Below are 24,697 nucleotides of genomic sequence, written 5' to 3'. Positions count from 1 at the left end.
CTGCGCCTTGCAACAGAATTCGGGAAGATAAGCCAGAATGTCCGCCTTTTCGCGCTTCACCCCGCTGATCAGCGCCCTCCCCTCCACCGTGCCCTTCGTTGGCCCGGAAGCATTGGAACGTCAGCGCGGCCTGACCGTCCAGGCGCGTATCGGCGCCAATGAAAACGGCTTCGGCCCTGCCCCTTCCGTCATCGAGACCATGCGCGAGCAGGCAGGCGATATCTGGAAATACAACGATCCGGAAAATTTCGCCCTGAAGGCAGCGCTCGCCGCCCATCTCGGCGTTACGTCCGCGAATATTGCCGTCGGCGAAGGCATCGACAGCCTGCTCGGTCTCATCGTACGCATGGTGGTCGAGCCGGGAGCACCCGTCGTCACGTCGCTCGGTGGCTATCCGACCTTCAATTTCCATGTCGCCGGTTTCGGCGGCCGGCTGGTAACGGTGCCCTATGTCAACGATCGCGAGGATCTCGATGGGCTGCTGGAGGCGGTGAAGCGCGAAAACGCGCCGCTCGTCTATTTCGCCAACCCCGACAATCCGATGGGAAGCTGGTGGGACGCCGACAAGATCGTCGACTTTGCCCGCGCCTTGCCGGAAAGCTGCCTGTTCATCCTCGACGAGGCCTATAGCGAAACCGGCCCCGCCGGCTCCTTGCCCGATATTTCCGCGCTGATCGATCTGCCGAATGTGCTGCGCACCCGCACCTTCTCCAAGGCTTATGGCCTTGCGGGCGCGCGTGTCGGCTATGCCATTGGCGTGCCGGAGACAGTGTTGGCTTTCGACAAGATCCGCAATCACTTCGGCATGAACCGGCTGGCGACCGCAGCCGCGCTCGCGGCGCTGAAGGATCAGGCCTATCTCGCCGAAGTCGTCGGCAAAATCCACGCCGCGCGGGAACATATCGGCGTGATCGCCCGCAACAACGGGCTTTCGCCGCTTGCCTCCGCCACCAATTTCGTTGCTGTCGATTGCGGCCGCGATGGTGCCTATGCGCGCGCCATCGTCGATGGGCTGATCCAACATGGCGTCTTCATCCGCATGCCCGGCGTGGCGCCCCTCAATCGCTGCATTCGCATCAGCGTCGGCCCGAAGCACGATCTCGACCTTCTGGCCGAAGCACTGCCGAAGGTGTTGAAGGCGATCGGCTGACACCGAAAATATCAAAAAACCGCGCCGGCCTTGTTTCCTGCCGGTCGCGGTTTTCCTGATTGTGGCAGCGCGCCTCTCCGCCCGCTGCCGGTCCCCTCTTTCGAGGCTATTGTCGTATTCTTTGTGGCGCGCTTCAGTGCGTGGTCATCCACTCGCGGGCGGCGCGGAGCGCTGCGGCGAGCTGCATCTTGGTCAACGTTGCTGCGACGTCGGCGCGGAGCTCGGCGGCGCGGTCGCTGCCCTTGATGGCGGCGATGTTCAACCATTTATGGGCGGCAACGAGGTCTGCCTGGCAGCCCCTGCCGGTCGCATAGATTATGCCCAGCTCGCAAAGGGCCTCAGCGCTGTTGCCACCCATCATGGCCATTTCGGATGTCGGTATTTCGAAGCGTGCCATCGGTTCAATCCCTGTTTCAGTTTATTCGTTATCGACCCTGTTTTTCCTTCCAGACCTTGCCGTCTATCGCGGCTTGATGATCCTTCCGGTCGGCGGGTTTGCCCCGCTCGTTTGATGACTTCACTATCGCAGACGGCTTTCAAAAAACGGCTAAAATGCATGCTTAATTCGATGCAAACAAAGTACAAATGCTTGGTAAACTTGGGATTTTGTTAAACATCGCTTCCCTTGCAAATTAAGGATTGTTGGGCGAGCTTTACACCTCGTTAAGATTTGGATCTAAACCCTTCGTTCACCACGAAAACAGCCGCTGAAACAAGGTGCGTTATTTTTTCGATGTGACAGGGCGGCTGATCTGCGGCGAAAATCGCGCCGGAAAGTGTATTTGCCTTTGCGTTCGTATTGGATAACGTCACCACGTCCGGGCTGGGGCCGAAGGACATTCGGGGAGGAAAGATTATGATCCGTGCCACCATTCTCACCACCGCGCTGCTCTTCAGCGCAGGCGTGGCCTTGGCCGACGAGCCGATCGTCGGCAACTGGAAGACCAAGGAGGGTGATACCGCCGCCATCACACCCTGCGCCGACAGCTACTGCGTAACGCTGAAGACCGGCAAATATGCCGGCCGCCAGATCGGCAAGATGCAGGGCAAGGACGGAACCTACACGGGCGAACTTACAGATCCCGAGGACAACAAGACCTATAGCGGCTCCGGCACTGTCAGCGGTAAAACCGTGAAGATGCAGGGCTGCGTGCTCAAGATCTTCTGCAAGTCGCAAACCTGGACGAGGCTTTAGAGAATACTTCGCCCGAGCGAAGGCGGGGCCGATCAATACGTGCTTCGCTCAGGAAAGACCTTTGGTCCAAGGTTATGCACCTGCTAATATTTCTGAACACTGGATGAACCAGTGTCTCAGCACCTGTTCAGCCTGACCATGGCAAAACAGTGTCCAGGATAGGGCACGGGTAGGCCAGGACAATGAACACGATCATCATGGCGCGGCGTTTCGGCATCATCATGCTGTTTGCCGCCATCTTTGCGATTACATTTTCGGTGGCGGTGGAGCATACCGGCCGCAGCGGTGCGCAATCGCATTTCGGCGCAAGCTTCACTTGCCTGCAGACAGGCAGCCCCTATTGCACGACGGTACAATAGAGCAAGTCACCGATTTCGAGAATCGGACGCCGAAGCGGCATTAAAAATAGCTGCGAAAATCGGAGATCGCGCGTTGCAACGTCGTTTGCTTGTTAAAAACGACTCTCTATAATAGCGCATGAGCAACCGAATCTCTCCTTTTTCACCCCTCGATATTTCTTCACCCAGCCCGTTTCAGCCGCAGAGCTTCGACGATCCAGCCAAGGCCGTCGATGCTCTGACTGAGCTTTACGAGCGCAACACCGCGTTCCTGATCGACAGCTTCACCAAGCTGGCCAAGGGTGCGCCGATCACGGCGCGCTACCGCGCCTTCTATCCACAGGTCAGCATCGAGACGACAAGCTTCGGCCATGTCGACTCGCGTCTTTCCTATGGCCACGTCACCGCACCCGGCGTCTACACGACCACCATCACCCGTCCGCAGCTATTCCGCCATTATCTGAAAGAACAACTGGCCCTGTTGATGCGCAGCCATAATGTGCCGGTCGTGGTGTCGGAATCGACGACGCCGATCCCGCTGCATTTCGCCTTCGGCGAAGGCGCGCACGTCGAAGCTTCGGCCGCCGCTTTCGACGATATTCCGCTGCGCGATATCTTCGATACGCCGGACCTGAACACCACCGACGACGAGATCGCCAATGGCGAATATATTCCGCCACCCGGCGAACCCTCACCCCTTGCGCCGTTTACTGCGCAACGCATCGACTATTCGCTCGCCCGCCTCGCCCACTACACCGCGACCAGCGCGACCCATTTCCAGAACTTCGTGCTCTTTACGAACTATCAGTTCTATATCGACGAATTCTGCCACTGGGCGCGCGATCTGATGGCCAAGGGCGGCGGCGACGGCTACACCGCCTTCGTCGAGCCGGGCAATATCATCACGCTGGCTGGCGCCAGCCAACCGGAGGGCACCACGACCGCGCCACGGTTGCCGCAGATGCCGGCCTACCATCTGAAAAAGAAGGGCCATGCCGGCATCACCATGATCAATATCGGCGTCGGCCCGTCCAACGCCAAGACGATCACCGACCATGTCGCGGTGCTCCGTCCGCATGCTTGGCTGATGCTCGGCCACTGCGCCGGCCTGCGCAACAGCCAGCGGCTCGGCGACTATGTGTTGGCGCATGCCTATATGCGCGAGGATCACGTTCTCGACGACGACCTGCCGGTGTGGGTGCCGATCCCGGCGCTTGCCGAAGTGCAGGTGGCGCTGGAAGCAGCCGTGGCAGAAATCACCGGCTACGAAGGCTTCGAGCTGAAGCGCATCATGCGCACGGGCACGGTCGGCACGATCGACAATCGCAACTGGGAACTGCGCGATCAGGCAGGGCCGGTGAAACGCCTGTCGCAGGCCCGCGCCGTGGCGCTGGACATGGAATCGGCAACGATCGCCGCCAACGGTTTCCGTTTCCGCGTTCCCTACGGCACGCTGCTCTGCGTCTCCGACAAGCCGCTGCACGGTGAGCTGAAACTGCCGGGTATGGCGACCGCCTTCTACCGCACGCAGGTGAACCAGCATCTGCAGATCGGCATCCGCGCCATCCAGAAGCTGGCGGCGATGCCACCGGAAGCGCTGCATTCACGCAAGCTGCGCAGCTTCTTCGAAACGGCGTTTCAGTGACCCATCGACAAGGCGGCAATCGCAGTTGACAGAGGAAATGTAGTGCCGTGGATGAGCTTTGATGGTGGTTCGACGGTCGGCCGTCAGGGTTCAGAAGGTGGCGTTATTGTTTTGGACGAAGAACATAGCGCCGGCGCGCGCATCACACTTGAGAGGTGTGATCGCGTGCCATTTGCCATTACCTGCGGCCTCTACGGCAATATGGTCCACACCGTTTTTATCGGCAGTGAGCAAGAAGGGCTGGACACCTTCCATGTGATCAAGACGAATCTTGAAGAACTAATCGCGATCTGGCCGGAAAACGATGCGCCGGCCGATCAAGTGTCCAGATTTTATGTTGCCATCTCGGATTTTGTGCAGCGCTTTTAACGCAGCTCTTACTTCCTAAGTGCGGTTCTGGAGTAGCTTGAATTGTTCCGCTCTCCATTGTTGCCACTTGCGGCGAAGTTCGCCGGCGCGCAGGCCAATGATTTCATCGCACAGAATTGCCGTGGTGATCCTGTCGCAGCGGAAGTGCCTGAAATCCTGGCGTAATTCGCACCAGGCCACCAGCATACGATGGCTCTCCGCGTAGCCGAGGATAACCGGCCACACAATACGGTCCGTTATCTCGCCGTTCTCTGCCCGATAGCACAACGCCAATTTACGCCTCTGACGGATCGCTTCCCGGATGTCGGCAATGTCAATGATTTCCGTTGGTGGGCGCGAGCCTGGCTTCACACCCATGCTTGGCTCGGCGATAAACGGCCGCAAGTTTTCAGGAACGGCGGCCGCAATTTTGACGATGACATCGCGGGCGGCGTTGGCGATGAGAGTGTCGGAATGGCCAGCGACCCATTGCGCACCCAGTATCACAGCCTCGATCTCATCTGGCGTAAGCATAAGCGGCGGCATGTCGTAGGCGGAATCGAGCAAATAGCCGAAGCCGGCTTCACCTGAAATCGGCACCCTCTGACCAATTAGATCGCCAATGTCGCGGTAAACGGTACGTTTCGAGACCTCAAGTTCTTCCGCAATGTTAGCGGCAGTCACCGGCCGGGTATTCCGACGCAGAATTTGAATGATCTGAAACAGGCGATCTGCTCGACGCATGTGCTGACTCCTGCTGCCATAATGGTGGCAACAGGGCTGTGCGACAAGCTCCATCATGTCAAAAGGAGCCCACAATGAAATTTGCATCGACACGCATCATCACCGCGGACATCAAGCAACTGGTCGCTTTCTACGAGATGATCGCCAACGTGAAAGCGCAGTGGCTAGCGCCGGTCTTTGCCGAAATAGTCTTGCCCGGCGCTGTACTAGCGATTGGTTCATCGGAAACGGTTGCGCTCTGGAAGGAAGGCAGCGCTGAACCTTGCGCCAATCGCAGTCTCATCCTGGAGTTTCAGGTCGACGATATCGACGCCGAATATGCTCGTCTCAAAGACAAAGTGCCCCTCGTGCATGAACTCAAGACAATGCCCTGGGGCAACACAACGTTTCAGTTTCGGGACCCTGATGGAAATGCCGTTTCGCTTTATATGCCGAGTACCGACGAAGCAAAGAAGCGATTTGCCACCAGATAAAGTGACAGCCGCGATCGCAAAAAGTCGGAGTTTTGCGGCACATATCCCGCACTTCAGTTAGGGCGGGCATCTCGCCCTTTATTCTTTCGCCGCCGGCATCAGCCTTATTTGATCGACGGTCGCGACCTGCGGCCGGTCGATCGTCGGCGTTGCCATCCAATTGAGGCAGAGGATCAGAACCGCAAAGGCTGCAAAGCCGGCCATGGTGCGGAGAACAACCTTGCCGAGATCGGGCGTCTCCATCAGATCCTTCTCCGACAACGTCTTTCTGGTCCAGTAATTCACCAACGCCGTTTCCAAGGTGTGCATGTCCGTCTCTCCTTTGGTGATGACGGAACTTGTCGAGTGGCCTCGGGCGTTTTCGACAGCGAAGAAATTTTTTGTCATGCTGCCAGCCGGGATGTCGATTTGCTTGCGGACCACTCGTCTATGGCTGTCAGCAAATGGAAAGAGGAGACGCTGCAATGAAATATCTTTGCCAGGTCTGGTTCGACGGCACGAAGCTCGATGCCATGACGCAGGAGGAAAAGCACGGGCTCGATTCGGATTCGCTCGGCTATGACCGCGATCTGATGGCGAGCGGCCACATGATCCACGCCGAGGCGCTGCAATCGCCAAGTTCGGCGGTGACAGTACGGGTCCGCAACGGCGAGACATCCGTCACGGATGGCCCCTTCATCGAGACCAAGGAATATCTCGGCGGCTTCATCCTGATCGATGCCAAGGACCTGAACGACGCGATCCGCGTCGCCGCAGGCATTCCGCTTGCAAAGCTCGGCAGCATCGAAGTGCGGCCGATCTATTCCTTCGGTCCTGAGGCTTGAGGAGGCGACGATGAAATTTCTCTGCCAGGTTTGGTTCGAAACTGCCGAGATCATGTCCCTCACCGAGGAAGAAGGCCGGCGGCTGACGCAGGAATCCATCGACAACGACAACAGGCTGCGCGACAGCGGCCATATTGTCGTGGCAAACGCATTGCGCGCGCCTGAGACCGCGAGAACGGTGCGGGTGCGTAAGGGCGAGAGCACCGTCACCGACGGCCCCTTTACCGAAATGAAGGAGCATCTTGGCGGCTTCGTATTGATCGAGGCGAAGGATATGGAGGAGGCAACCCGCATCGCCGCCACCTTCCCCGTCGCCAAGTATGGCATGATCGAGGTCCGCGCGGCCTATGACATCAGGTTTCCGAATGAATAGGCATAAGGTGGGAGGACATGGATATGCGGTTTCTATGCTTGATCTACACGTCCGCCGACGTGGACGGCACCTTGACCTACAGCGAGGTCGACAGCCTGATCGCCGAGCACTTTGCCTATGACGAGAGCCTGCGGAAGAAGGGCACGCTGATCCTCTCGGATGCTCTGGCTACGCCCGACAAGGCCATCGTCATCCGCCCACGCGGATCGGCACTTTCTACAACGGATGGCCCTTTCGTCGAGACGAAGGAGCATCTGGCCGGCTTCTATCTCGTCGAGGCTGCCAATATGGCCGACGCAACAGAGATTGCCCGACGCATCCCCTCCGGCCGCCACGGCGCCATCGAAATCCGCCCGATCCGGATACTCACCCTTCCCGGCACCTGACAGGAGAGCAAGAGACCGCCCGTGTCGCTGAACGAAACCATCGACGAGATCTACCGCAGCCAATCGCGCCGCGTGTTTGCGACGCTGATCCGTCTGCTCGGCGATTTCGACCGGGCGGAAGAGGCCCTTCACGATGCCTTTGCGGCAGCGGCACAACAATGGACGGAAGAGACGTTGCCGGCCAATCCCTATGCCTGGCTGGTTTCGACCGGCCGCTTTCGAGCGATCGACCACATCCGGCGGCGAGCGCGCTTCGATGCCTCACAGGCCGACATCGTCGACAGCCTGTATCCGGAGGGCGAAATGCTCGAGATAGCCGAAAGCGAAGAGATCGAAGACGATATGCTCAGGCTGATTTTCACCTGTTGCCATCCGCTCATCCCGGCGGAAGCGCAGATGGCGATGGCGCTGCGCGAGGTCTGCGGTCTGACGACGGAAGAGATCGCCCATGCTTTCCTCATTTCCGCGCCGACGATTGCCCAGCGTATCGTTCGCGCCAAGAACCGCATTCGCACAGCCCGAATTCCCTATGAAGTTCCGGCAAAGACGGAGCTGCCGGAGCGGTTGGCGCAGGTGTTGCATGTCATCTATCTCGTCTTCAACGAAGGCTATTCCGCCTCGTCTGGCACAACAATCATCCGCGCCGACCTTGCCGCCGAAGCCATCCGTCTCGGTCGCCTGCTCCTAAAGCTCCTGCCAGATCCGGAGGTTGCCGGATTGCTGGCGATGATGCTCCTGCAGGATTCGCGGCGGCTCGCACGGGCGAGCGCTTCCGGCGATCTCATCCTGCTGGCGGATCAGGATCGCAGGCTCTGGGACCACAGGAGAATCCGAGAGGGACTGGCCTTTGCGGCCGAGGCGATGGCGGGCGAAAGCGTCGGCAGCTATGCGCTGCAGGCTGCAATTGCCGCCGAGCATGCACGCGCGGCAACCACGGAGCGGACGGACTGGCGGCGGATCGTGGCGCTTTACGATCTGCTGCTGGTGGCGCATCCGTCGCCCGTGATCGAACTCAATCGGGCAGTCGCGGTTTCAATGTGCGATGGGCCGGCGGCCGCGCTTGATATCGTCAATGGCCTGCTGAGCGAAGACCGGTTGGCCCGATATCATCTGGCCCATGCGGCGAAGGCCGATTTTCTGCGCCAACTCAACCGCAAAGACGAAGCGCGACGGTCCTACGAGATGGCGCTTTCGTTTTGCCATCAGGCGCCCGAACAGGCGTTCCTGCGCAAGCGGCTGGCGGAGCTTGGCGACAGAACCGAACGATAGGCCTATCCGTGGCGCTTCCTTGAGATCAGCAAGGCGAGTGCCGTCCCGGTCAGAGCCGAAACGACGATCAGGAGATGCGCGCTGATGCTTGCCTGGGCCAGATTGTCGAGCGCGGCCTTTTGTCCGGGAGCTCCGAAAGCGATCGCGCCGGCGGTGATACCGGCCGGATAGGTGCCGACACCGCCGGGCGCATGCACCGGCAGCACAGAGGAAAGCTCGCCCCCTACGGCACCACCGAAACTCGCCGACAGCGGTGTGACATTCATCAGGCGGAGCGCCCAGGCGAGCACCACGACCTTCACCAGCCAATTGACGACCGTTGTCAGCCAGGCGCGGGCAAAGGCAGTGCCATTAGCCGGCAGGCCGCGTTCCAGTTCATGCACCAGTCCCTGCGCCTTCTTCGGCAATGCCTTGCCGGCGAATTTGATCAGCGGGCGGCGCAGGACAAAAACGGCGACCGGTACAAGCAGGAAAGCAAGCCATAGAACCCAGGCGAGAGCATGATAGGGCGAAGCGAGCACCAGGCCGACACCTGCTGCGGCAAGCAACGCATGCAGGTCGAGCAGCCGCATGACGAGCAGCGCCGAGGTGCCGCGCGCCAGCGGAATGCCGAATTCGGAGCGCATCAGCACTGGAAAGCTGGTTTCGCCGGTGCGGAAGGGCATCATGATGTTGAGGAGATTATGGACCTGCGTCACACGGAAGAGTGCGGTAAAATGACCGCCGGTCTCCTTCGGGAAATAATCGTAGATGCGCCAGGTGCGAAGGAAGTAGGTGCTGGTCAGGAGCGCCATTGCCAGAAGAATGGGCAGGGCACCCACATTGCCCCATTGCGCCAGGATCGAACTCCAGCCCCAGAACCACTCGATAAAGGCGGCATAGGCGAGGACGACGGCCAATGTCAGCAGCGTCATGCGGTTGCGAATAAACCAGTTCTGTCGGCTGGCAACCATCGGAGTCTTCATGTAGTTAAGGCACCAAATGCGAGCGGAGGCTGACGCCGGACATGTCGCTCGTTCCGTCCGGCCGGTTCTGCCGGTCTTTTAGGAGAAAGAAGAGTTGCAGACAACGGCAGAGTCGATCCGCCCCCTGACCGACACGGTAAGTGCCATTGAGCTTTCGCTGGTCGTGCCCGTCTTTAACGAGGAAGAAAGCGTCGGACCGCTGATCGAGCGGATCTGTTCCGCCATGGCGGGCTTCACCAAGCCCTGGGAACTGATCCTGATCGACGACGGCAGCACCGATGCAACGCTTGCCAGTGCACGCCGCTCGATCGGACGCGAGGGACTGACGCTGCGCATCGTCGAGCTTCAGCGCAATTTCGGCCAGACTGCCGCAATGCAGGCCGGCATCGACACCGCCACCGGCCGGCTGATCGCCACCATGGACGGCGACCTGCAGAACGATCCGAAGGATATCCCCGCGATGGTCGAGGAATTGGAGCGGCGGCAGCTCGACCTGCTCGTCGGCTGGCGCAAGAACCGCCAGGACGGGCTTTTGCTGCGCAAGATTCCCTCCTGGTGCGCCAACTACCTCATTGGCCGCATCACCGGCGTTAAATTGCACGACTATGGCTGCAGCCTGAAAATCTACCGCGCCTCGATCATCAAGCAAGTGAAGCTGATGGGTGAGATGCACCGCTTCATCCCGGCCTGGGTCGCGGGTGTCGTGCCGAGCTCGCGTATCGGCGAAATGGTCGTTACCCATCATGCGCGCCAGCACGGCACATCGAAATACGGGATTTCGCGCACCTTCCGCGTTATCCTCGACCTGCTGTCCGTGATGTTCTTCATGCGCTACAAGGCGCGGCCGGGGCATTTCTTCGGCTCTCTCGGCCTTGGCCTCGGGGCACTCGCTGGCCTGATCCTGCTGTGGCTCTTCATCGCCAAGTTCATCTTCGGCGACGATATCGGCAACAGGCCGCTGTTGCTGGTCGGCGTCGTGCTCCTGCTGTCGTCGGTGCAGATGATCACCACGGGCATCCTGGCCGAGATGATCGCGCGCATCTATTATCGCGACGACCTGTCGCCGAACTACATCGTTCGCAAGATATTCGATCGGGATAGTCAGGATGCATAGGCTTCTGGTCCGCCGACCGGATACCATCATCCTTCTGCTTGCCGGTTACTTCGCTCTGGAATTTCTGGTGCGGCTCGCCATGCCGCATGGCATGCGCTACGACGAGTCTCAGCAGGCGCTGTTCTCACAATGGCTGACACTCGGCTACGATTCCCAGCCGCCGCTCTATAATTGGGTGCAGGCGCTGGTGGTGTCCGTCTTCGGACTGTCGCTGGCGGCGATTTCCATCGTCAAGAACATCGTGCTGTTTCTGGTCTTCTTCAGCTACTACAAGCTGGCGAAGCTGGTGTTGTCCGATAAGGTTTTCGCGGCGATCGCCACGCTGTCATTGCTGACGATCCCGCAGCTCTTCTGGGAGGCGCAGCGCGACCTGACGCATACGGTCGCCCAGCTCCTGACCATCAATCTCTTCCTCTATGGTGCAATCCGCACGCTGAAGGCGCCGAGCCTGGGCTCCTATGTGTTCACCGGCATCGCGCTCGGTCTCGGCATGCTGTCGAAATATAATTTCGCCCTGCTTGCCGCCGCCGCAGTCATTGCCGTCCTGATGCATCCGCAGGGGCGCGCGCGCCTCTTCGATAAGCGATTTCTGCTGACCCTGCTGATCTCCCTATTGATCTTCCTGCCGCACGGGCTCTGGCTGATCCACAATCTCGACCTTGCCTCGGGACGGACCCTGGGGATCATGGAGCAGGATGCGCCGGAAAGCGCCTTTGCCAAGCTGGTGAAGGGGCCGCTGGAATTCGTGAAATTGGTCGTCGTCATCTGCGCGCCGACGCTCGTCATCTATTCATTGGTCTTCGGCAAGAGCCTCTTCAAGAATCTGGGGCGGTCGAACGAATGGACCCTCTTTTTCGAGATCCTGTTTGCTGCCATCGCCGTGCTGGTGCTGATCCTGATCGTCGGCATCGGCATGACGGCGCTGCGGGACCGCTGGCTGCTGCCCTTCCTGTTCCTGCTGCCGATCTATCTGTGCCTGAAAATGGAAGTGGCTGGCATCAAGGCGTCGGATTTCGGCAAGCGCTTCTTCTATATACCGCTGGCGATGATGCTGATCATCCCGGCGCTGCTGTTGATCCGCGTGATTTTCCCGACGTGGTTCGGCTCCTATGACCACTACAACACGCCCTACCCCGCCTTTGTGAGCCAGGCCGTGGCGACGGAACGCAAAAAGCCGGGATTGGTGCTGACGGACAACTGGCTGCCCGCCGGCAATCTGCATTTGCAACTGCCTGATGTGCCGGCCATGTCGCTGTTCTTCGGAAATCTGAAGACGGACTATCAATGGAGCGCCGACAAGCCGATCCTCGTCGTTTGGCGGCCGGGAAAGAACGATGCCGGCGTGCCGGCACCCTTGGCAAACTGGCTGCACGATACGCTTGGCGCCCAATATGCGACGCCGGACATCAAGCTCGCGGACGTGCAGTACATCCACGGCAAACCCGGCGACCTGGCGTCTTTCGCCTATTCCTGGATCTATCCGAAATAAGGGCCGATCACCCGATCTGCGGGGATCACCGCCCATCTTTTGATTTTCAATGCGGGAGCCGCTTATGGACCAGACCGATACGCGCACGAGCATCTTGCCCGATCCCGATGATCTTCCGCCGTGGCAAGTCAAAAGCTCCACCCATCTGCTTCACGACCGATGGCTGAAAGTCAGAGCCGACGCCTGTGTCACCGCGGAGGGCGTGGAGATTGCGCCCTATTACGTCTTGGAATATCCCGATTGGGTCGAGGTGGTGGCGCTCGATGCGGAGGATAATATCTACCTGCTCCAACAGTATCGGCATGCTCTAGGCGTCGTATCATTGGAAGTGCCGGGAGGTGCAATGGATGCCAGCGATGCCAACCCGATCGAGGCGGCTGCGCGCGAATTGCGGGAAGAAACCGGCCTCTCTGCTTCCGAATGGGAGTATGTCGGCGCCCTTGCACCCAATCCGGCCACACACTCGAACCTTTCCCATATCGTGCTCGCCCGCAATGTCGAAATCGCCACGAAACCCGCGGACGATCCGACGGAACGCACGCGGCTTATCCGCATTCCGATCCGGCAAGCCATCGGACTGGCCCTGGAGGGCAAAATGATCCAGAGCATTCACGTCGCGGGGCTGACGTTAGCCTTGCACAAGGCGGGCAAATGGGATCCGCCGTCCCCAGCGGATAAGAGCTGACTAGAGCGGTTCAGCATTTCACGGAATCGCTTTCCCGCTCTATCTCTTTGTTTTTACGCATTCCGGACGGAAAAGCGCTGCGCACTTTTCCTGGAATTGCTCTACGGCTTCATTTCCGCCCACACCGCGTCGAGCGCCAGCCGCGTGATACGCACCATTGCATCCACTTCCTCATGGCTGATGATCAGCGGCGGCGAGGCCAGCATTCGGTCGGCTGTCGCGCGCAGCACAAGGCCGTTGGTCAAAGCATGATTGCGCACGGCAGAGCCGACCGCATCCGGCTTCTCGAAGCGACGGCGCGTGGATTTGTCGGCGGCAAGTTGCAGCGCGCCCATCAGCCCGATGCTGACAGCTTCGCCGACCATATCGTGATCCGCCAGGCTGCCCCACGCCTTGGCGAAATAGGGCCCGATGTCGTCGCGAACGCGCTCGACCAACCCCTCGTCCTCGATGATCCTTAGATTTTCCAGCGCAGCGGCGGCGCAGACCGGATGGCCGGAATAGGTGAAGCCGTGGTTGAACTCGCCCACCTGGTTGATCAGGACATCGGCGATGGGATCGCTGACCAGCACGCCGCCGATCGGCAGGTAGCCGGAAGACAGGCCCTTGGCGATCGGCGCGAGATCGGGCTCGACGCCGAAATGCTGATAACCGAACCATGAACCAAGCCTTCCGAAGCCGCAGATTACCTCGTCGCAGACGAGCAGGATATTCCTCGCCTTGCAGATGCGGGCGATCTCCGGCCAATAGGTCGAGGGTGGAATGATGACGCCGCCTGCCCCTTGGACCGGCTCGGCGATGAAGGCGGCGACATTGTCCTCGCCCAGCTCATCGATCTTTTCTTCCAGCTCGCGAGCGGCCTTGAGGCCGAACACCTCTGGAGAGAGATCGCCGCCCTCGGCATACCAATAGGGCTGGCCGATATGGACGACGCCGGGGATCGGCAGGTCGCCCTGTTCATGCATGTATTTCATGCCGCCCATGCTGGCGCCGGCAACGGTGGAACCGTGATAGCCATTGCGGCGGGCGATAACGGTCTTCTTTGTCGGCTTGCCCATCGCGCTCCAATAGACGCGCGCCATGCGGAACCAGGTGTCATTGGCTTCGGAGCCGGAATTGGTGAAGAAGACATGATTGAAATGCGGCCCGGCATGGGCGCAGACCTTCTCGGACAGAAGCGTAGCCGGCGTGGTCGTGGTGCCGAAGAAGGTGTTGTAATAGGGCAGCTCGTTCATCTGGCGGATGGCGGCATCGGCGATTTCCGTTCGTCCATAGCCGATATTGACGCACCAGAGGCCGGCAAAGCCGTCGAGATATTTCTTGCCGTTGCTGTCGAAGATATAGACGCCCTCGCCGCGCTGGATGATCCGGGCGCCGTCGGCATTCAACTTCTTCATATCCGCGAAGGGATGGAGATGATGAGCGGCATCGACGGCGGCGAGATTGGAACGGCTGGAAGTGTCGGACATCGTTTGCAGAATCCCTGTCGGATTGAAAGGCTGACCTCGATCGTTTACGACCATGCCGTGAGCATTGGGGATTTACAAGAGCATGGCGACCGACAACGCAACCGAAGGTAACGCGCGCATCGAGGTGCTGATCTCGGACATGAACGGCCGGCTGCGCGGCAAGCAGATCCCGATGGCGGCCGAAAAGAAGGTCTGGTCCGGTGCGGTACGCCTGCCAACCTCGACACAATCCCTGGACATCTGGGGCGACGACAATGACGACCTCACCGGGCTGTCGCTGACGATCGGCGATCCCGATGGCACCTGCGTCGCCGATACGCGCACTCTTGCAGATATGCCCTGGGCGCCGCCGGGATCGAAGCAGGTGCTGGCCACGATGCATGAACTCGACGGCAGCCCGAGCTTTCAGGACCCGCGCGCCATTCTTACCGCCGTTGTCGACCGCTATAAGGCACTCGGCCTGACGCCGGTCGTTGCGACCGAACTGGAATTCTATCTTCTCGCCGGCGACTGGCGCGAGCGCGGCGTCCCCTCGCCGCCGCCGGCACTGTTGTATCGTGGCGAGCCGAACGGCTATCAGCTTTACGATATGGATGCCGTCGATCTGCTCGGCGATTATCTCGAAACTCTGCGCGCCTATGCGAAAGCGCAGGGCCTGCCGGCAGACGCGACGACGGCGGAATTCGGCCCCGGCCAGTTCGAGGTCAATCTGCTGCATCGCCCCGACGCACTCGCCGCCGCCGATGATTGCGTCGCCTTGAAACGACTGGCTGAGCAGGCGGCGCGCAAACATGGCCTCAAATCGACCTGCATGGCGAAACCCCATACCGATCACGCGGGCTCGGGGCTGCATGTGCACGCCAGCATCGTCGACGAAGACGGCCGCAATATTCTCGACGCGGCCGGCGGCGAGCCATTGCGGCTAAAATCGATCTGCGCCGGTCTGCTGCAGACCCTGCAGGATGCGCAACTAGTCTTTGCGCCCTATGCCAATTCCTATCGCCGCTTCCAGCCGGGCTCGTTCGCGCCCGTGGACCTCACCTGGGGCTACGGTCATCGTGGAACTGCGGTCCGCATCCCCGAAAAGGACGGGCCGGGTGCCCGCGTCGAGCACCGCGTCGCCGGCGCCGATGCCAATCCATATCTCATGCTGGCGGCAATCCTCGGGGGCATGTTGCTTGGATTGCAGAACGAACTCGACCCCGGCGAAGAGACAACGCCAAGCCATGTGCCGGCCAATGCCCCGCGCCTGACGCATGATTTTCTGACCGCCGTCGAGCGCTTTCGCGCATCCCCCTTCATCGCCGATATTTTCGGGGAGCGATACCAGAAGCTCTACGGCGATACAAAGCACAAGGAAGCGGTCCGCTACCTGCGCACCGTATCCGATTTCGACTACCGAACGTATCTGCCGCGCCTTTGACGGATTTCAGACGACCGCACGGCTGATCGAGTCTTCGTCGGCAACCCGCGCGGCCGTGCCCTGCTTGACCATCACCTTCAGCTCGCCGGCATGAAGTTTGAGCGCGATGTCGCGTTCCAGCGGCCGCAGCTCGCCATCCAAGACGCAATTCGCCCGGTTGCGCAGCTTCGGGAAATGCAGGTGCACTTCGCGCGCATGCATGACCATGACGTCGGCGTTCTCGCGAAACCTGCCCCGCAGCATATCGATGGCGAGCCGTGCAACGCCGAGCGGCCGCAATGGCCGCGCCGTATAAAAGCCCAGTTCGCCGCCGCGCAGGTCGTCGGCATACAGCAGCGTGTTTGGGCCAAAAGGATTGTTGGACACGGAAATCGCCGACACGTGCCGGCGCTCGCGAACGCCCTCGGCTTCGAAATCGACATCGAATTCCGGCGGGTTGAAGACGACACCCAAGGCAGCGCGAATGCTGGCCGTCATCTTGCCGAAACGCGAACGATAGGTATAGGCGTTGCGATAACGCACCATGCGCGCATGCATTCCGGCGGAAAACTGGTGAATGAAGGGTCGGCTGTTGGCGCTGCCGATATCCACTTGATCGACCTCGCCTGTCGCCAGCACGTCCAATACCTGCCAGATATCGAGTGGCAGTCGGAGCGAGCGCGCAAAGAGGTTCATGGTACCGGCGGGAATGACGCCGAGAGCGACGCCGTTTTTCCAAGCGACGGCGGCGGCCGCGGAAATTGTGCCGTCGCCGCCGCCGGCGACGATGCCGTCGATATCGTCGCGACGCGCCGCGCGCTCCATGGCCGCAACAACTTCGCTGCCCGACACGACCAGGCCTTCGAAATCGTGGCCGGCATCCCGGAAAACCTGCTCCGCCTTCATTTCGTAGGCATCCATGTCCGTCGTCTTGAACGTACCGCCGTCGCGATTGAAAAAGCCGATCAGTTTCATCGAGGCTCCCGGTTTTCTCGTTGAATCTGTCTCAAGAAAAATCTGCTCCCTGCACCTGTTAGTCCAGAAATGGTTTCGGCCAAGGCGATTTCAAGCATTTTCAGGCCCGGCTACCGCAGTCAATGCGGATTACAGATCGCGCGATAACCGCATCAGAACTTATGCGCAGGGCGATATGCTGCGCTGCAAAAAATGCACGCGACAGCGGTATCGCGCTGATTCATAGTATTAATTGAGGCATGTTCGTGTCTTTCCCGTCTTTTCATTCCGCATCGTGTGTCCGAGGCCGAACCCCGGTTTTCCCTGCCCGTTGCCCGCTTCGCGGCACTTTCTGCATCGCCGCCAAGGAGTTTTCGTGAGCGATATCGCCGTCGACCTCATCGATTCCCCATCCAGCCTCGAAGCCCCGTCGCGCACGGCGATCGCCCTTGTGACGCTGGCGCTTGCGGTCGGAAGCTTCGGCATCGGCACGGGCGAATTCGTCATCATGGGCCTGCTGCCCGAGGTCGCCGATACATTCGGCGTCACGACTCCGGAAGCAGGCCACGTCATCAGCGCCTATGCGCTCGGCGTCGTTGTCGGCGCGCCGATCATCGCCGTCCTTGCCGCCAAGATGGCGCGGCGCACGCTGCTTCTGCTGATGATGGCGATCTTTGCTGCCGGCAACATTTCCAGCGCCCTGGCGCCGACCTTCGAAAGCTTCGCGGCTCTGCGTTTCATCACCGGCCTGCCGCATGGCGCCTATTTCGGCGTTGCGGCGCTTGTGGCCGCCTCGATGGTACCGGTTCATCGCCGCGTACGTGCCGTCGGTCAGGTCATGCTCGGGCTCACCATCGCCACCCTGATCGGCACGCCGATCGCCACCTTCCTCGGCCAGCTTCTGAACTGGCGGGCAGCCTTCATGATGGTCGGCGGCGTCGGCCTCGTGACCATGCTGCTTATTGCCCTGTTCCTGCCCAAGGACAAGGTCGCGGAGGGCGCGAGCATCGCCCGCGAGCTAGGCGCCCTTCGCCGCATCCAGGTGTGGCTGACGCTCGGTATCGCCGCAGTCGGTTTCGGCGGCATGTTCTCGATCTTCAGCTATGTCGCGACGACGACGACGCAGGTTGCCGGCTTGGGAACGGGCATGGTGCCGATCGTGCTGGCGCTTTTCGGCATCGGCATGAATGTCGGCAATGTCGTCGGCTCGCGCTTGGGCGACCTGTCGCTAAAGGGCACGATCGGCGGCATGATGGTCTTCAACGTCGTCATCATGACGCTGTTTTCGCTGACGGCTACCAATCCGGTGATGCTCTGCCTCTGCGTCTTCCTCATCGGCTGCGGTTTTGCCGCCTGCCCAGCGGTGCAGACACGTCTTATGGATGTCGCGGCCGATGCGCAGACGCTGGCCGCCGCCTCCAACCATTCAGCCTTCAACATCGCCAATGCGCTCGGCGCCTGGCTTGGCGGCCTGGTGATCTCCTGGGGCTTCACCGCAGCGTCGACAGGCTATGTCGGCGCGGTGCTTTCTGTCTTCGGTCTGATCGTTTTCGGAATATCAGTCGCTTTGGAGCGCAACGGCCGTAACGCCTAAGACAGGCGACATGGAAAGCAAGGGTCGTTCTGGCCGGCTTCTGAACCCACTCATTCCCATCGATCGGCCGGGTGCACACCACCCGGCCGTCTACTTTTTTGACATTTTTGCAATAGCGATTGCTGCAACGCACAAGCCTTTAGCCGCCAAACGAAAAATTGCATGCGACATTATGGCATTAGCCGTCGGCGCCCCTTGACTTTTCGGCTCTTCGGAGCGACTTCTCCCGTGTGGGGAACCCGTGTTTTCCATACCGATTAACCGGAGCCATCTTACGATGCCTAGCGACAGTAGTAGTCGATTGCCTTTGCCGTCAGTGGCATTCGTGCTGTAACCGACTCCTGTCGGCTCGCCACGATCTGCCACGACGGCGGATCGACCGGAAAGGCGAGCTATAATGAATATCAACAGCTTCCCCATGCGGGCTGGCAATGCCGCTCGTGCATTTATTAATAATAATCGCGCCCTTACCATTGCAGAACGCGTTGAGTCGCTGAACGCGCTCGAGGCCAGCGAAGCCGCACGCATTCTGGTCAAGATGCCGGAGGAGCGGGCCGTTCGCATTCTCGATCGGCCGGAACTGCGCAACGCCGCTGCCATTCTCGAGGTCATGACCAATGCGGATGCCGCACGGCTGCTGCACGGCATGTCCAATGACCGCGTGGCCGACATTCTTCTCGAACTGGACGGCGACGCGCGCGCCCGGCTGTTTGCCACTCTTGACGAGCCGGTTCGTGTCGCAATCCAGGGCTTGATGGGTTATCCGCCGCGCACAGCCGGCGGCATCATGACGACGGAATTCGTTAGCGTGTTCGCCACCTGGACGGTTGCGCAGACGCTCGACCACGTGCGCCAGGTCGAGCGCTCCCGCGAAACGGTCTATGCGATCTATGTGCTCGACGACGACACCCACGTGCTGCTGCATGTCGTGACGCTGCGCCGTCTCATCACCGGCCAGCCCGATGCCTGCATTCTGACCGTGGCACAGAAGGGTACGCCGGTCACCGCGCCTGCGCTGATGAAGCAGGAGGATGTCGCCCGGCTGATCCGCCGACACGACCTGCTCGCTCTGCCGGTCGTCGACGAAAACGGCCTGATGCTCGGCATTGTGACGGTCGACGATGTCATCGATACGATGATCGCCGATACGACCGAAGCCGCACAGAAATTCGGCGGTATGGAAGCCCTCGGTCAGCCCTATATGAAGATCAGCTTCGCGGGCATGATCCGCAAGCGTGCCGGCTGGCTGGCCGCCCTCTTCCTCGGCGAAATGCTGACGGCCAGCGCCATGCAGCATTTCGAAGGCGAGTTGGAGAAGGCTGTCGTGCTGACGCTGTTCATCCCGCTGATCATGAGCTCGGGCGGCAATTCCGGCTCGCAGGCGACCTCGCTGATCATCCGGGCATTGGCGCTCGGCGAACTCAAGCTGTCCGATTGGTGGCGTGTCGCCTTACGCGAACTGCCGACCGGCATCGTGCTTGGCTCCATTCTGGGCCTCGTCGGCTTCGCCCGCATCGTGCTTTGGCAGACCATCGGTCTTTTCGACTATGGCCCGCACTGGCAGTTGGTCGGCGTTACCGTGTTCGCCGCCTTGATCGGCATCGTCATGTTCGGTTCGCTGGCCGGCTCCATGTTGCCCTTCGCGCTACAGAAGCTGCGCCTCGACCCGGCCAGTGCATCGGCGCCATTCGTCGCAACGCTGGTCGACGTCACCGGGCTGGTGATCTATTTCTCGGTCGCACTGCTGATCCTCAGTGGCACGATGCTTTGAGGACAATAAAATCTTGACTACGAAAGGGCCGGCGACGGCCCTTTTCATTTTCAATCCGGCTGCGGCAGCTTGAGGGCGCCGTTGGTCTTGATGCTGCGGATCGCGAAATTCGAGCGCAGGTCGGAGACGCCGGGGAGCGTCAGAAGCTTTTCCGACATCACCTTCTCATAGGCGGCCAGATCCGCGACGACAACTTCCGCCAGAAAATCCGCTGCTCCCGAAATCAAGTGGCAGGAGACGATTTCGGGAATAGCGAGCAGCGCTGCCTGCTGCGCCTCCGAATTTTCCTTGGAGTGATGCCCAACCTTGAGCTCGACGAAAACCGTCAGCCCGAGGCCAGCCTCCTTGCGGTCGATATCGGCGCGATAGCCGCGCAGCAGCCCCGATTTTTCCAGATTGCGAATGCGCCTCAAACAGGGTGATGGCGAGAGATTCACGCGCTCGGCAATCTCGACATTGGTGGCGCGCGCATCCTCCTGCAGGCAGTTGAGGATGGCAATATCAAATTTATCCAGTTTTGGCATTTTTGCGAAGCTTTATATTCCAGATTGGCAGATTATTGCTCATAGCATGTTCTACGAGCCATAACTAGCAAGGACGTGCCTCGGCTTTCGGCGCTATCTTTTCTTCAACCGGATGATGATCCGGACGGTTCGAAAGGATACGTCGATGACTGCTTTGACACTCTCCTCCCGCAAAACGATGCCTGCCACAATCGGTTATGCAGGCGCCATCGTTACGGTCTTGATCTGGGCCAACTGGATTCTTGCCACCCGCCACACCGCGGAAACGCAGATGGGCACGATCGACCTCGGCCTGATCCGCTATGGTATTCCGGCATTGGTGCTTTCTCCCGTCTGGCTGCGGACCGGGCTGCTGCCCAAGGGCGTGTCGCTGAAGCTATTGGCACTGATGGTCTGCGGCGCCGGCGCGCTCTTCTTCCAGTTGACGACCTTCGCAATCCACTCCACGCCCGCCGCTTCGGCCGGTATTCTGCTTGGCGGCTCCATGCCGCTGGCGGCTGCGCTTATTGGCGTGTTGCTGTTTCGCGAGCGGCCCGACATCACCCGCTGGCTCGGCCTCGGCGGTATTGTCGCCGGCGTCGTCATCCTCCTGGCGCGCAGTCTTTCCGGCGTGGAGATGTCCTGGATCAGCTTCACACTTCTGCCGCTCGGCGCTTTGCTCTGGGCCGGCTACACCCACGCGTTCCGCCGCTCCGGCCTGAACGCCATCCAGGCAAGCGCCATCATCGCCATCTGGTCGTTCCTTATTCATGTCGGCCTGGCTCTGATCTTCGGCAGCTCGCTCGCCTCTATCCCGCTGCCGGAAATCGGCCTGCAGGTCGTCAGCCAGGGCCTGCTTTCCGGCCTCGCCGCCACGCTCGCCTACGGTCTCGCCGTCCAGGCTCTTGGCGGCACACAAGCTGCAGCCTTCACCGCCATCACGCCCGTTCTCGCCACCTTCGGCGGCGGGCTGCTGCTTGGCGAACCGATCGGTGCTGCTGAAATTGCAGCGGCGGTTGTCACGGGTATGGGCGTCGCGCTTTCGACGGGAGTTTTGTCGAGGAAGTGAATACGGCGATCAGGACGATGAATTGAAGGCTGCCCTCGGGCAGCCTTCCGCGTTGATAGCGGCATCATCTGATGCTAATTTTGATGACAAAGGAGCATGTTAATGCGGACCACAGTAACCATTGATGACAAATTGCTCGCGGATGCGCGCGAAGTCACGGAATTGGCTGAGACCTCAGCGATCGTGCGCGAGGCGTTGAAAGCGCTTATCGAGCGAGAAGCTGCCAGAACGCTTATACGCCTTGGCGGCACGGAACCAGATATTGCGGCCCCTCCTCGTCGTCGGTTTGGTGTCGAATGATCTTGGTCGATACGTCGATTTGGATCGATCATTTTCATTCGCTGGACGCTAAACTTCAGTCTTTATTGGAGCAGAAACAGGTTCTCATCCATCCCTTCGTGATCGGTGAGATCAGCCTCGGAAACCTGAGGCAATATGATCTTGTTATGAGAAGTCTGAGCCGGTTGTATCAGATTTCAAAGGCGCCAGATGATGACGTTCTTTATTTTATCCGGAGCAATAGATTACAAGGTATGGGCATTGGCTATGTCGATGCTCACCTGGCGGCGGCGGCAATATTGACACCTGGCACCTATCTCTGGACGCGCGACAAGCGGCTACAGCGCGTTGCCGAAAATCTCAGGATTGCCGCGTTGTTGTAGCCGGAAAAGCCCTGCTCAGAACCACAGCGCCATGGCGACCCGCCTTTCGGGATCGCCGCCATGGTCGATCTCGAATTTTAGAATCTCAAAAAGCCCCGCCGGCATCTCAGGCTCATCCAGCACTCGAAATCCAAGCGAGGTGTAAAACGGCGCGTTGAACGGCACATAACGATCTGTCGTCAGTGTGACACCTGATGCGCCCCGCATCCGCGCCGCCTCGATCATGCCCAGCATCAGGCGCCGCCCGACGCCCTTTCGCTGCCAACGCTGCATGACGTCGATCTCCATGACATAGACTGTGTCATAAAGCTCGGCCCCGGCGGCGAAGGCGAAGGGTTGGTCCAGATGGTCCACCGCCACGAACAGCAGCTTCGCATCGAGCGACGTCTCCAGCTTCTGGCGCGGCACGGTCCTGCCATCATCCTCCCTGCCGAGCGCACGCCCGAGGGTTGCGAAGGCATCGATCTCGATTTCCGCCATACACTCCAGGTCAGCAGAGCGGGCGAGGCGGATTGCGTATGCGTCTCGCCCGATCTCTCCCATGGTCATCACATATTCGGATAGACTGGCCCCTCGCCGCCCTGCGGCGGCACCCAGTTGATGTTCTGGTTGGGGTCCTTGATGTCGCAGGTCTTGCAGTGCACGCAGTTCTGGGCGTTGATGACGAAGATGTCCTTGCCGTCCTTTTCCACCCATTCATAGACGCCGGCCGGACAGTAGCGCGTCGACGGGCCGGCATAGATGTCGTGCTCCGAGCGCTTCTGCAGGTCCATGTCCTTGACCTTGAGATGCACCGGCTGGTCTTCCTCATGATTGGTGTTCGACAGGAACACCGACGAGAGACGATCGAAGGTCAGAACGCCATCCGGCTTTGGATAGGCGATCGGCTTGTGCTGGGCGGCCGGCTCCAGTGACTGCGCATCGGTCTTGCCGTGTTTCAGCGTGCCGAAGAAGGAAAAGCCGAACAGCGTGTTCGTCCACATGTCGAGACCGCCAAGCGCCACGCCTATCGCCGTGCCGAACTTCGACCACAGCGGCTTGACGTTGCGGACCTTCTTCAGGTCGCGGCCGATATCCGTCTGGCGCCATTCGTTCTCGATCTCGATCACCTCGTCATTGGCGCGGCCGGCGGCAATTGCTGCGGCGATCTTGTCGGCCGCCAGCATGCCCGACAGCACCGCATTGTGGCTGCCCTTGATGCGCGGCACGTTGACGAAACCGGCCGAACAGCCGATCAGCGCCCCGCCGGGGAAGGAAAGCTTCGGCACCGACTGGTAACCGCCTTCGGTGATGGCGCGCGCCCCATAGGAGAGGCGTTTGCCGCCCTCGAAGGTGGAGCGGATCGCCGGGTGCGTCTTGAAGCGCTGGAATTCCTCGAAGGGATAGAGATAGGGGTTCTTGTAATTGAGGTGCACGACGAAGCCGACGGCGACGAGATTGTCTTCGAGGTGATAGAGGAACGAGCCGCCGCCGGTCTTCATGCCCAAAGGCCAGCCGAAGGAGTGCTGCACCAGGCCCTGTTTGTGGTGCTCGGGCTTGACCTGCCAGAGTTCCTTGAGGCCGATGCCGAACTTCGGTACGTCACGTCCCTCATCGAGCTTGAACCTGGCAATGAGCTGCTTGGCAAGCGAACCGCGCACGCCTTCGCCGATCAGCACGTATTTGCCGAGCAGCGCCATGCCGCGGGTATAGTTCGGGCCGGGCTCGCCGTTCTTTTCGATACCCATGTCGCCAGTGGCAACACCGATGACGGCACCTTCGTCATTGTAAAGCACTTCGGTGGCGGCAAAGCCGGGATAGATCTCGACACCGAGGGCCTCCGCCTTTTCGGCGAGCCAGCGACAGACGTTGCCGAGCGAGACGATATAATTGCCGTGATTGTTCATCAGCGGCGGCATCAGCGCGTTCGGCAGGCGGACGGAGCCGGCCGGTCCGAGCACCAGGAAATGATCGTCCGTCACCTTGGTCTTGAAAGGATGGCCGTCTTCTTGGCGCCAGCCGGGCAGCAGGCGGTCGATGCCGATGGGATCGACAACGGCACCCGACAGGATATGGGCGCCGACTTCCGCGCCCTTCTCGAGCACGACGACGGTCAGATCGGGATTGACCTGCTTCAGACGGATCGCCGCCGCAAGACCAGCCGGCCCCGCTCCGACGATCACCACGTCGAATTCCATGCTTTCCCGTTCTGGCAGCTCGCTAGCGTCGGTCATTCACTCTGTCTCCCATTGGCCAGGCTCCGATTGGTGGCGCGCGGCCTTGTCCCTTTTTGGAC

General features: G+C 60.2%; 29 protein-coding genes. 20 read left to right on the top strand and 9 right to left on the bottom strand.

Annotation, left to right across the window (positions count from 1 at the left end):
* The first annotated feature begins 37 nt into the window (after window positions 1–37).
* On the top strand, window positions 38–1,150 hold the full coding sequence (locus NXC24_RS06080; RefSeq protein ID WP_104822487.1) for a pyridoxal phosphate-dependent aminotransferase: 1,113 nt from the start codon (window positions 38–40) through the stop codon (window positions 1,148–1,150).
* Window positions 1,151–1,283: 133 nt separating this feature from the next.
* On the opposite strand, the gene NXC24_RS06075 is transcribed toward NXC24_RS06080, so the two are convergent.
* Window positions 1,284–1,547, bottom strand: coding sequence for a sel1 repeat family protein (locus NXC24_RS06075; RefSeq protein WP_104822486.1), 264 nt, complete (start codon window positions 1,545–1,547; stop codon window positions 1,284–1,286).
* Window positions 1,548–2,006: 459 nt separating this feature from the next.
* Between NXC24_RS06075 and NXC24_RS06070 the strand changes: the two genes are divergently transcribed.
* From NXC24_RS06070 to NXC24_RS06060, 4 genes are all read left to right on the top strand, one after another.
* Window positions 2,007–2,345 carry a DUF2147 domain-containing protein gene (locus NXC24_RS06070; protein ID WP_104822485.1) on the top strand — a complete coding sequence of 113 codons (339 nt, stop codon included), beginning with the start codon at window positions 2,007–2,009 and terminating at the stop codon, window positions 2,343–2,345.
* A gap of 182 nt (window positions 2,346–2,527) precedes the next feature.
* The gene (locus tag NXC24_RS35435; protein WP_181316024.1) at window positions 2,528–2,704 is read left to right on the top strand and encodes a hypothetical protein; all 177 of its coding nucleotides are present in this window, start codon (window positions 2,528–2,530) and stop codon (window positions 2,702–2,704) included.
* Window positions 2,705–2,822: 118 nt separating this feature from the next.
* Window positions 2,823–4,328 (top strand): AMP nucleosidase, encoded by a 1,506-nt coding sequence (locus NXC24_RS06065; protein WP_104822484.1) that lies wholly within the window; start codon window positions 2,823–2,825, stop codon window positions 4,326–4,328.
* A 51-nt stretch (window positions 4,329–4,379) separates the two neighbouring features.
* The gene (locus tag NXC24_RS06060; RefSeq protein ID WP_245463970.1) at window positions 4,380–4,697 is read left to right on the top strand and encodes a hypothetical protein; all 318 of its coding nucleotides are present in this window, start codon (window positions 4,380–4,382) and stop codon (window positions 4,695–4,697) included.
* Window positions 4,698–4,712: 15 nt separating this feature from the next.
* On the opposite strand, the gene NXC24_RS06055 is transcribed toward NXC24_RS06060, so the two are convergent.
* Window positions 4,713–5,420, bottom strand: coding sequence for a YafY family protein (locus tag NXC24_RS06055; RefSeq protein WP_104822482.1), 708 nt, complete (start codon window positions 5,418–5,420; stop codon window positions 4,713–4,715).
* Window positions 5,421–5,494: 74 nt separating this feature from the next.
* On the opposite strand from NXC24_RS06055, the gene NXC24_RS06050 reads away from it, so the two are divergent.
* Window positions 5,495–5,893, top strand: a complete 399-nt coding sequence (locus NXC24_RS06050) for a VOC family protein (protein ID WP_104822481.1) — start codon at window positions 5,495–5,497, stop codon at window positions 5,891–5,893.
* A 78-nt stretch (window positions 5,894–5,971) separates the two neighbouring features.
* Here the strand turns inward: NXC24_RS06050 and NXC24_RS06045 are convergent, their stop codons facing one another.
* Window positions 5,972–6,202 carry a hypothetical protein gene (locus NXC24_RS06045; RefSeq protein WP_104825036.1) on the bottom strand — a complete coding sequence of 77 codons (231 nt, stop codon included), beginning with the start codon at window positions 6,200–6,202 and terminating at the stop codon, window positions 5,972–5,974.
* A gap of 155 nt (window positions 6,203–6,357) precedes the next feature.
* Here NXC24_RS06045 and NXC24_RS06040 point away from each other — a divergent pair, with 155 nt between their 5' ends.
* Genes NXC24_RS06040 through NXC24_RS06025 form a run of 4 tightly spaced genes read left to right on the top strand, consistent with a single transcriptional unit; the run spans window position 6,358 to window position 8,745 of the window.
* Complete coding sequence (locus NXC24_RS06040; RefSeq protein WP_104822480.1) at window positions 6,358–6,717, top strand: YciI family protein; 360 nt, start codon at window positions 6,358–6,360, stop codon at window positions 6,715–6,717.
* 10 nt (window positions 6,718–6,727) lie between these two features.
* Window positions 6,728–7,090, top strand: coding sequence for a YciI family protein (locus tag NXC24_RS06035; protein ID WP_104822479.1), 363 nt, complete (start codon window positions 6,728–6,730; stop codon window positions 7,088–7,090).
* A 23-nt stretch (window positions 7,091–7,113) separates the two neighbouring features.
* Complete coding sequence (locus NXC24_RS06030) at window positions 7,114–7,476, top strand: YciI family protein (RefSeq protein WP_104825035.1); 363 nt, start codon at window positions 7,114–7,116, stop codon at window positions 7,474–7,476.
* Between the two features lie 27 nt (window positions 7,477–7,503).
* Complete coding sequence (locus tag NXC24_RS06025) at window positions 7,504–8,745, top strand: RNA polymerase sigma factor (protein WP_104825034.1); 1,242 nt, start codon at window positions 7,504–7,506, stop codon at window positions 8,743–8,745.
* 2 nt (window positions 8,746–8,747) lie between these two features.
* On the opposite strand, the gene NXC24_RS06020 is transcribed toward NXC24_RS06025, so the two are convergent.
* Window positions 8,748–9,710, bottom strand: coding sequence for a lysylphosphatidylglycerol synthase domain-containing protein (locus tag NXC24_RS06020; protein WP_104822478.1), 963 nt, complete (start codon window positions 9,708–9,710; stop codon window positions 8,748–8,750).
* A gap of 94 nt (window positions 9,711–9,804) precedes the next feature.
* Between NXC24_RS06020 and NXC24_RS06015 the strand changes: the two genes are divergently transcribed.
* The 3 genes from NXC24_RS06015 (at window position 9,805) to NXC24_RS06005 (ending at window position 12,998) form a co-directional block, all read left to right on the top strand.
* Entirely contained in the window at window positions 9,805–10,824 is a 1,020-nt protein-coding gene (locus tag NXC24_RS06015) for a glycosyltransferase family 2 protein (RefSeq protein ID WP_104822477.1), read from the top strand.
* Window positions 10,817–12,313, top strand: coding sequence for a glycosyltransferase family 39 protein (locus NXC24_RS06010; RefSeq protein ID WP_104822476.1), 1,497 nt, complete (start codon window positions 10,817–10,819; stop codon window positions 12,311–12,313). Before NXC24_RS06015 ends, NXC24_RS06010 begins: the two co-directional genes overlap by 8 nt.
* A 64-nt stretch (window positions 12,314–12,377) precedes the next feature.
* Window positions 12,378–12,998 carry an NUDIX hydrolase gene (locus NXC24_RS06005; protein ID WP_104822475.1) on the top strand — a complete coding sequence of 207 codons (621 nt, stop codon included), beginning with the start codon at window positions 12,378–12,380 and terminating at the stop codon, window positions 12,996–12,998.
* Window positions 12,999–13,099: 101 nt separating this feature from the next.
* Here the strand turns inward: NXC24_RS06005 and NXC24_RS06000 are convergent, their stop codons facing one another.
* Window positions 13,100–14,467, bottom strand: coding sequence for an aspartate aminotransferase family protein (locus NXC24_RS06000; protein WP_104822474.1), 1,368 nt, complete (start codon window positions 14,465–14,467; stop codon window positions 13,100–13,102).
* 82 nt (window positions 14,468–14,549) lie between these two features.
* On the opposite strand from NXC24_RS06000, the gene NXC24_RS05995 reads away from it, so the two are divergent.
* Window positions 14,550–15,890, top strand: a complete 1,341-nt coding sequence (locus NXC24_RS05995; RefSeq protein ID WP_104822473.1) for a glutamine synthetase family protein — start codon at window positions 14,550–14,552, stop codon at window positions 15,888–15,890.
* A gap of 6 nt (window positions 15,891–15,896) precedes the next feature.
* On the opposite strand, the gene NXC24_RS05990 is transcribed toward NXC24_RS05995, so the two are convergent.
* On the bottom strand, window positions 15,897–16,844 hold the full coding sequence (locus tag NXC24_RS05990; RefSeq protein ID WP_104822472.1) for a diacylglycerol kinase family protein: 948 nt from the start codon (window positions 16,842–16,844) through the stop codon (window positions 15,897–15,899).
* Window positions 16,845–17,208: 364 nt separating this feature from the next.
* Here NXC24_RS05990 and NXC24_RS05985 point away from each other — a divergent pair, with 364 nt between their 5' ends.
* From NXC24_RS05985 to mgtE, 3 genes are all read left to right on the top strand, one after another.
* Window positions 17,209–18,417, top strand: a complete 1,209-nt coding sequence (locus NXC24_RS05985; protein ID WP_245463969.1) for an MFS transporter — start codon at window positions 17,209–17,211, stop codon at window positions 18,415–18,417.
* 10 nt (window positions 18,418–18,427) lie between these two features.
* Complete coding sequence (locus NXC24_RS35035) at window positions 18,428–18,616, top strand: hypothetical protein (protein WP_158704428.1); 189 nt, start codon at window positions 18,428–18,430, stop codon at window positions 18,614–18,616.
* Between the two features lie 198 nt (window positions 18,617–18,814).
* Window positions 18,815–20,188: a magnesium transporter gene (mgtE, locus tag NXC24_RS05980; protein WP_104822470.1), complete on the top strand. Its 1,374-nt coding sequence runs from the start codon at window positions 18,815–18,817 to the stop codon at window positions 20,186–20,188.
* Between the two features lie 50 nt (window positions 20,189–20,238).
* Here mgtE and NXC24_RS05975 read toward each other — a convergent pair whose 3' ends face one another.
* Window positions 20,239–20,712, bottom strand: a complete 474-nt coding sequence (locus tag NXC24_RS05975; protein ID WP_104822469.1) for an Lrp/AsnC family transcriptional regulator — start codon at window positions 20,710–20,712, stop codon at window positions 20,239–20,241.
* A gap of 145 nt (window positions 20,713–20,857) precedes the next feature.
* Between NXC24_RS05975 and NXC24_RS05970 the strand changes: the two genes are divergently transcribed.
* The 3 genes from NXC24_RS05970 (at window position 20,858) to NXC24_RS05960 (ending at window position 22,422) form a co-directional block, all read left to right on the top strand.
* Entirely contained in the window at window positions 20,858–21,760 is a 903-nt protein-coding gene (locus tag NXC24_RS05970) for a DMT family transporter (protein WP_104822468.1), read from the top strand.
* Window positions 21,761–21,862: 102 nt separating this feature from the next.
* Window positions 21,863–22,060: a type II toxin-antitoxin system VapB family antitoxin gene (locus NXC24_RS05965; RefSeq protein ID WP_104822467.1), complete on the top strand. Its 198-nt coding sequence runs from the start codon at window positions 21,863–21,865 to the stop codon at window positions 22,058–22,060.
* Window positions 22,057–22,422 (top strand): PIN domain-containing protein, encoded by a 366-nt coding sequence (locus NXC24_RS05960; protein WP_104822466.1) that lies wholly within the window; start codon window positions 22,057–22,059, stop codon window positions 22,420–22,422. Before NXC24_RS05965 ends, NXC24_RS05960 begins: the two co-directional genes overlap by 4 nt.
* 15 nt (window positions 22,423–22,437) lie before the next feature.
* Here NXC24_RS05960 and NXC24_RS05955 read toward each other — a convergent pair whose 3' ends face one another.
* Both NXC24_RS05955 and NXC24_RS05950 read right to left on the bottom strand, forming a co-directional pair.
* Complete coding sequence (locus NXC24_RS05955) at window positions 22,438–22,971, bottom strand: GNAT family N-acetyltransferase (RefSeq protein ID WP_311319438.1); 534 nt, start codon at window positions 22,969–22,971, stop codon at window positions 22,438–22,440.
* Window positions 22,971–24,635 (bottom strand): electron transfer flavoprotein-ubiquinone oxidoreductase, encoded by a 1,665-nt coding sequence (locus NXC24_RS05950; protein ID WP_104822465.1) that lies wholly within the window; start codon window positions 24,633–24,635, stop codon window positions 22,971–22,973. The genes NXC24_RS05955 and NXC24_RS05950 overlap by 1 nt, the downstream gene beginning before the upstream one ends.
* Window positions 24,636–24,697 lie beyond the last annotated feature (62 nt).

This window comes from Rhizobium sp. NXC24 (genome assembly GCF_002944315.1).
Classification (GTDB): Bacteria; Pseudomonadota; Alphaproteobacteria; order Rhizobiales; family Rhizobiaceae; genus Rhizobium.
This window is presented reverse-complemented; position numbering and strand designations above follow the sequence as displayed.

Excerpts from the sequence above, each read along its gene's own strand:
- NXC24_RS06005 (WP_104822475.1), top strand. The coding sequence starts at position 12,378 with ATGGACCAGACCGATACGCGCACGAGCATCTTGCCCGATCCCGATGAT.
- NXC24_RS05965 (WP_104822467.1), top strand. The coding sequence starts at position 21,863 with ATGCGGACCACAGTAACCATTGATGACAAATTGCTCGCGGATGCGCGC.
- NXC24_RS06060 (WP_245463970.1), top strand. The coding sequence starts at position 4,380 with ATGAGCTTTGATGGTGGTTCGACGGTCGGCCGTCAGGGTTCAGAAGGT.
- mgtE (WP_104822470.1), top strand. The coding sequence starts at position 18,815 with ATGAATATCAACAGCTTCCCCATGCGGGCTGGCAATGCCGCTCGTGCA.
- NXC24_RS35035 (WP_158704428.1), top strand. The coding sequence starts at position 18,428 with ATGGAAAGCAAGGGTCGTTCTGGCCGGCTTCTGAACCCACTCATTCCC.
- NXC24_RS06020 (WP_104822478.1), bottom strand. The coding sequence starts at position 9,710 with ATGAAGACTCCGATGGTTGCCAGCCGACAGAACTGGTTTATTCGCAAC.
- NXC24_RS06055 (WP_104822482.1), bottom strand. The coding sequence starts at position 5,420 with ATGCGTCGAGCAGATCGCCTGTTTCAGATCATTCAAATTCTGCGTCGG.
- NXC24_RS05990 (WP_104822472.1), bottom strand. The coding sequence starts at position 16,844 with ATGAAACTGATCGGCTTTTTCAATCGCGACGGCGGTACGTTCAAGACG.
- NXC24_RS06070 (WP_104822485.1), top strand. The coding sequence starts at position 2,007 with ATGATCCGTGCCACCATTCTCACCACCGCGCTGCTCTTCAGCGCAGGC.
- NXC24_RS05960 (WP_104822466.1), top strand. The coding sequence starts at position 22,057 with ATGATCTTGGTCGATACGTCGATTTGGATCGATCATTTTCATTCGCTG.
- NXC24_RS06000 (WP_104822474.1), bottom strand. The coding sequence starts at position 14,467 with ATGTCCGACACTTCCAGCCGTTCCAATCTCGCCGCCGTCGATGCCGCT.
- NXC24_RS05950 (WP_104822465.1), bottom strand. The coding sequence starts at position 24,635 with ATGACCGACGCTAGCGAGCTGCCAGAACGGGAAAGCATGGAATTCGAC.
- NXC24_RS06030 (WP_104825035.1), top strand. The coding sequence starts at position 7,114 with ATGCGGTTTCTATGCTTGATCTACACGTCCGCCGACGTGGACGGCACC.
- NXC24_RS06010 (WP_104822476.1), top strand. The coding sequence starts at position 10,817 with ATGCATAGGCTTCTGGTCCGCCGACCGGATACCATCATCCTTCTGCTT.
- NXC24_RS06035 (WP_104822479.1), top strand. The coding sequence starts at position 6,728 with ATGAAATTTCTCTGCCAGGTTTGGTTCGAAACTGCCGAGATCATGTCC.
- NXC24_RS05995 (WP_104822473.1), top strand. The coding sequence starts at position 14,550 with ATGGCGACCGACAACGCAACCGAAGGTAACGCGCGCATCGAGGTGCTG.
- NXC24_RS06065 (WP_104822484.1), top strand. The coding sequence starts at position 2,823 with ATGAGCAACCGAATCTCTCCTTTTTCACCCCTCGATATTTCTTCACCC.
- NXC24_RS06040 (WP_104822480.1), top strand. The coding sequence starts at position 6,358 with ATGAAATATCTTTGCCAGGTCTGGTTCGACGGCACGAAGCTCGATGCC.
- NXC24_RS05955 (WP_311319438.1), bottom strand. The coding sequence starts at position 22,971 with ATGACCATGGGAGAGATCGGGCGAGACGCATACGCAATCCGCCTCGCC.
- NXC24_RS06075 (WP_104822486.1), bottom strand. The coding sequence starts at position 1,547 with ATGGCACGCTTCGAAATACCGACATCCGAAATGGCCATGATGGGTGGC.
- NXC24_RS06080 (WP_104822487.1), top strand. The coding sequence starts at position 38 with ATGTCCGCCTTTTCGCGCTTCACCCCGCTGATCAGCGCCCTCCCCTCC.
- NXC24_RS06045 (WP_104825036.1), bottom strand. The coding sequence starts at position 6,202 with ATGCACACCTTGGAAACGGCGTTGGTGAATTACTGGACCAGAAAGACG.
- NXC24_RS05970 (WP_104822468.1), top strand. The coding sequence starts at position 20,858 with ATGACTGCTTTGACACTCTCCTCCCGCAAAACGATGCCTGCCACAATC.
- NXC24_RS35435 (WP_181316024.1), top strand. The coding sequence starts at position 2,528 with ATGAACACGATCATCATGGCGCGGCGTTTCGGCATCATCATGCTGTTT.
- NXC24_RS06050 (WP_104822481.1), top strand. The coding sequence starts at position 5,495 with ATGAAATTTGCATCGACACGCATCATCACCGCGGACATCAAGCAACTG.
- NXC24_RS05975 (WP_104822469.1), bottom strand. The coding sequence starts at position 20,712 with ATGCCAAAACTGGATAAATTTGATATTGCCATCCTCAACTGCCTGCAG.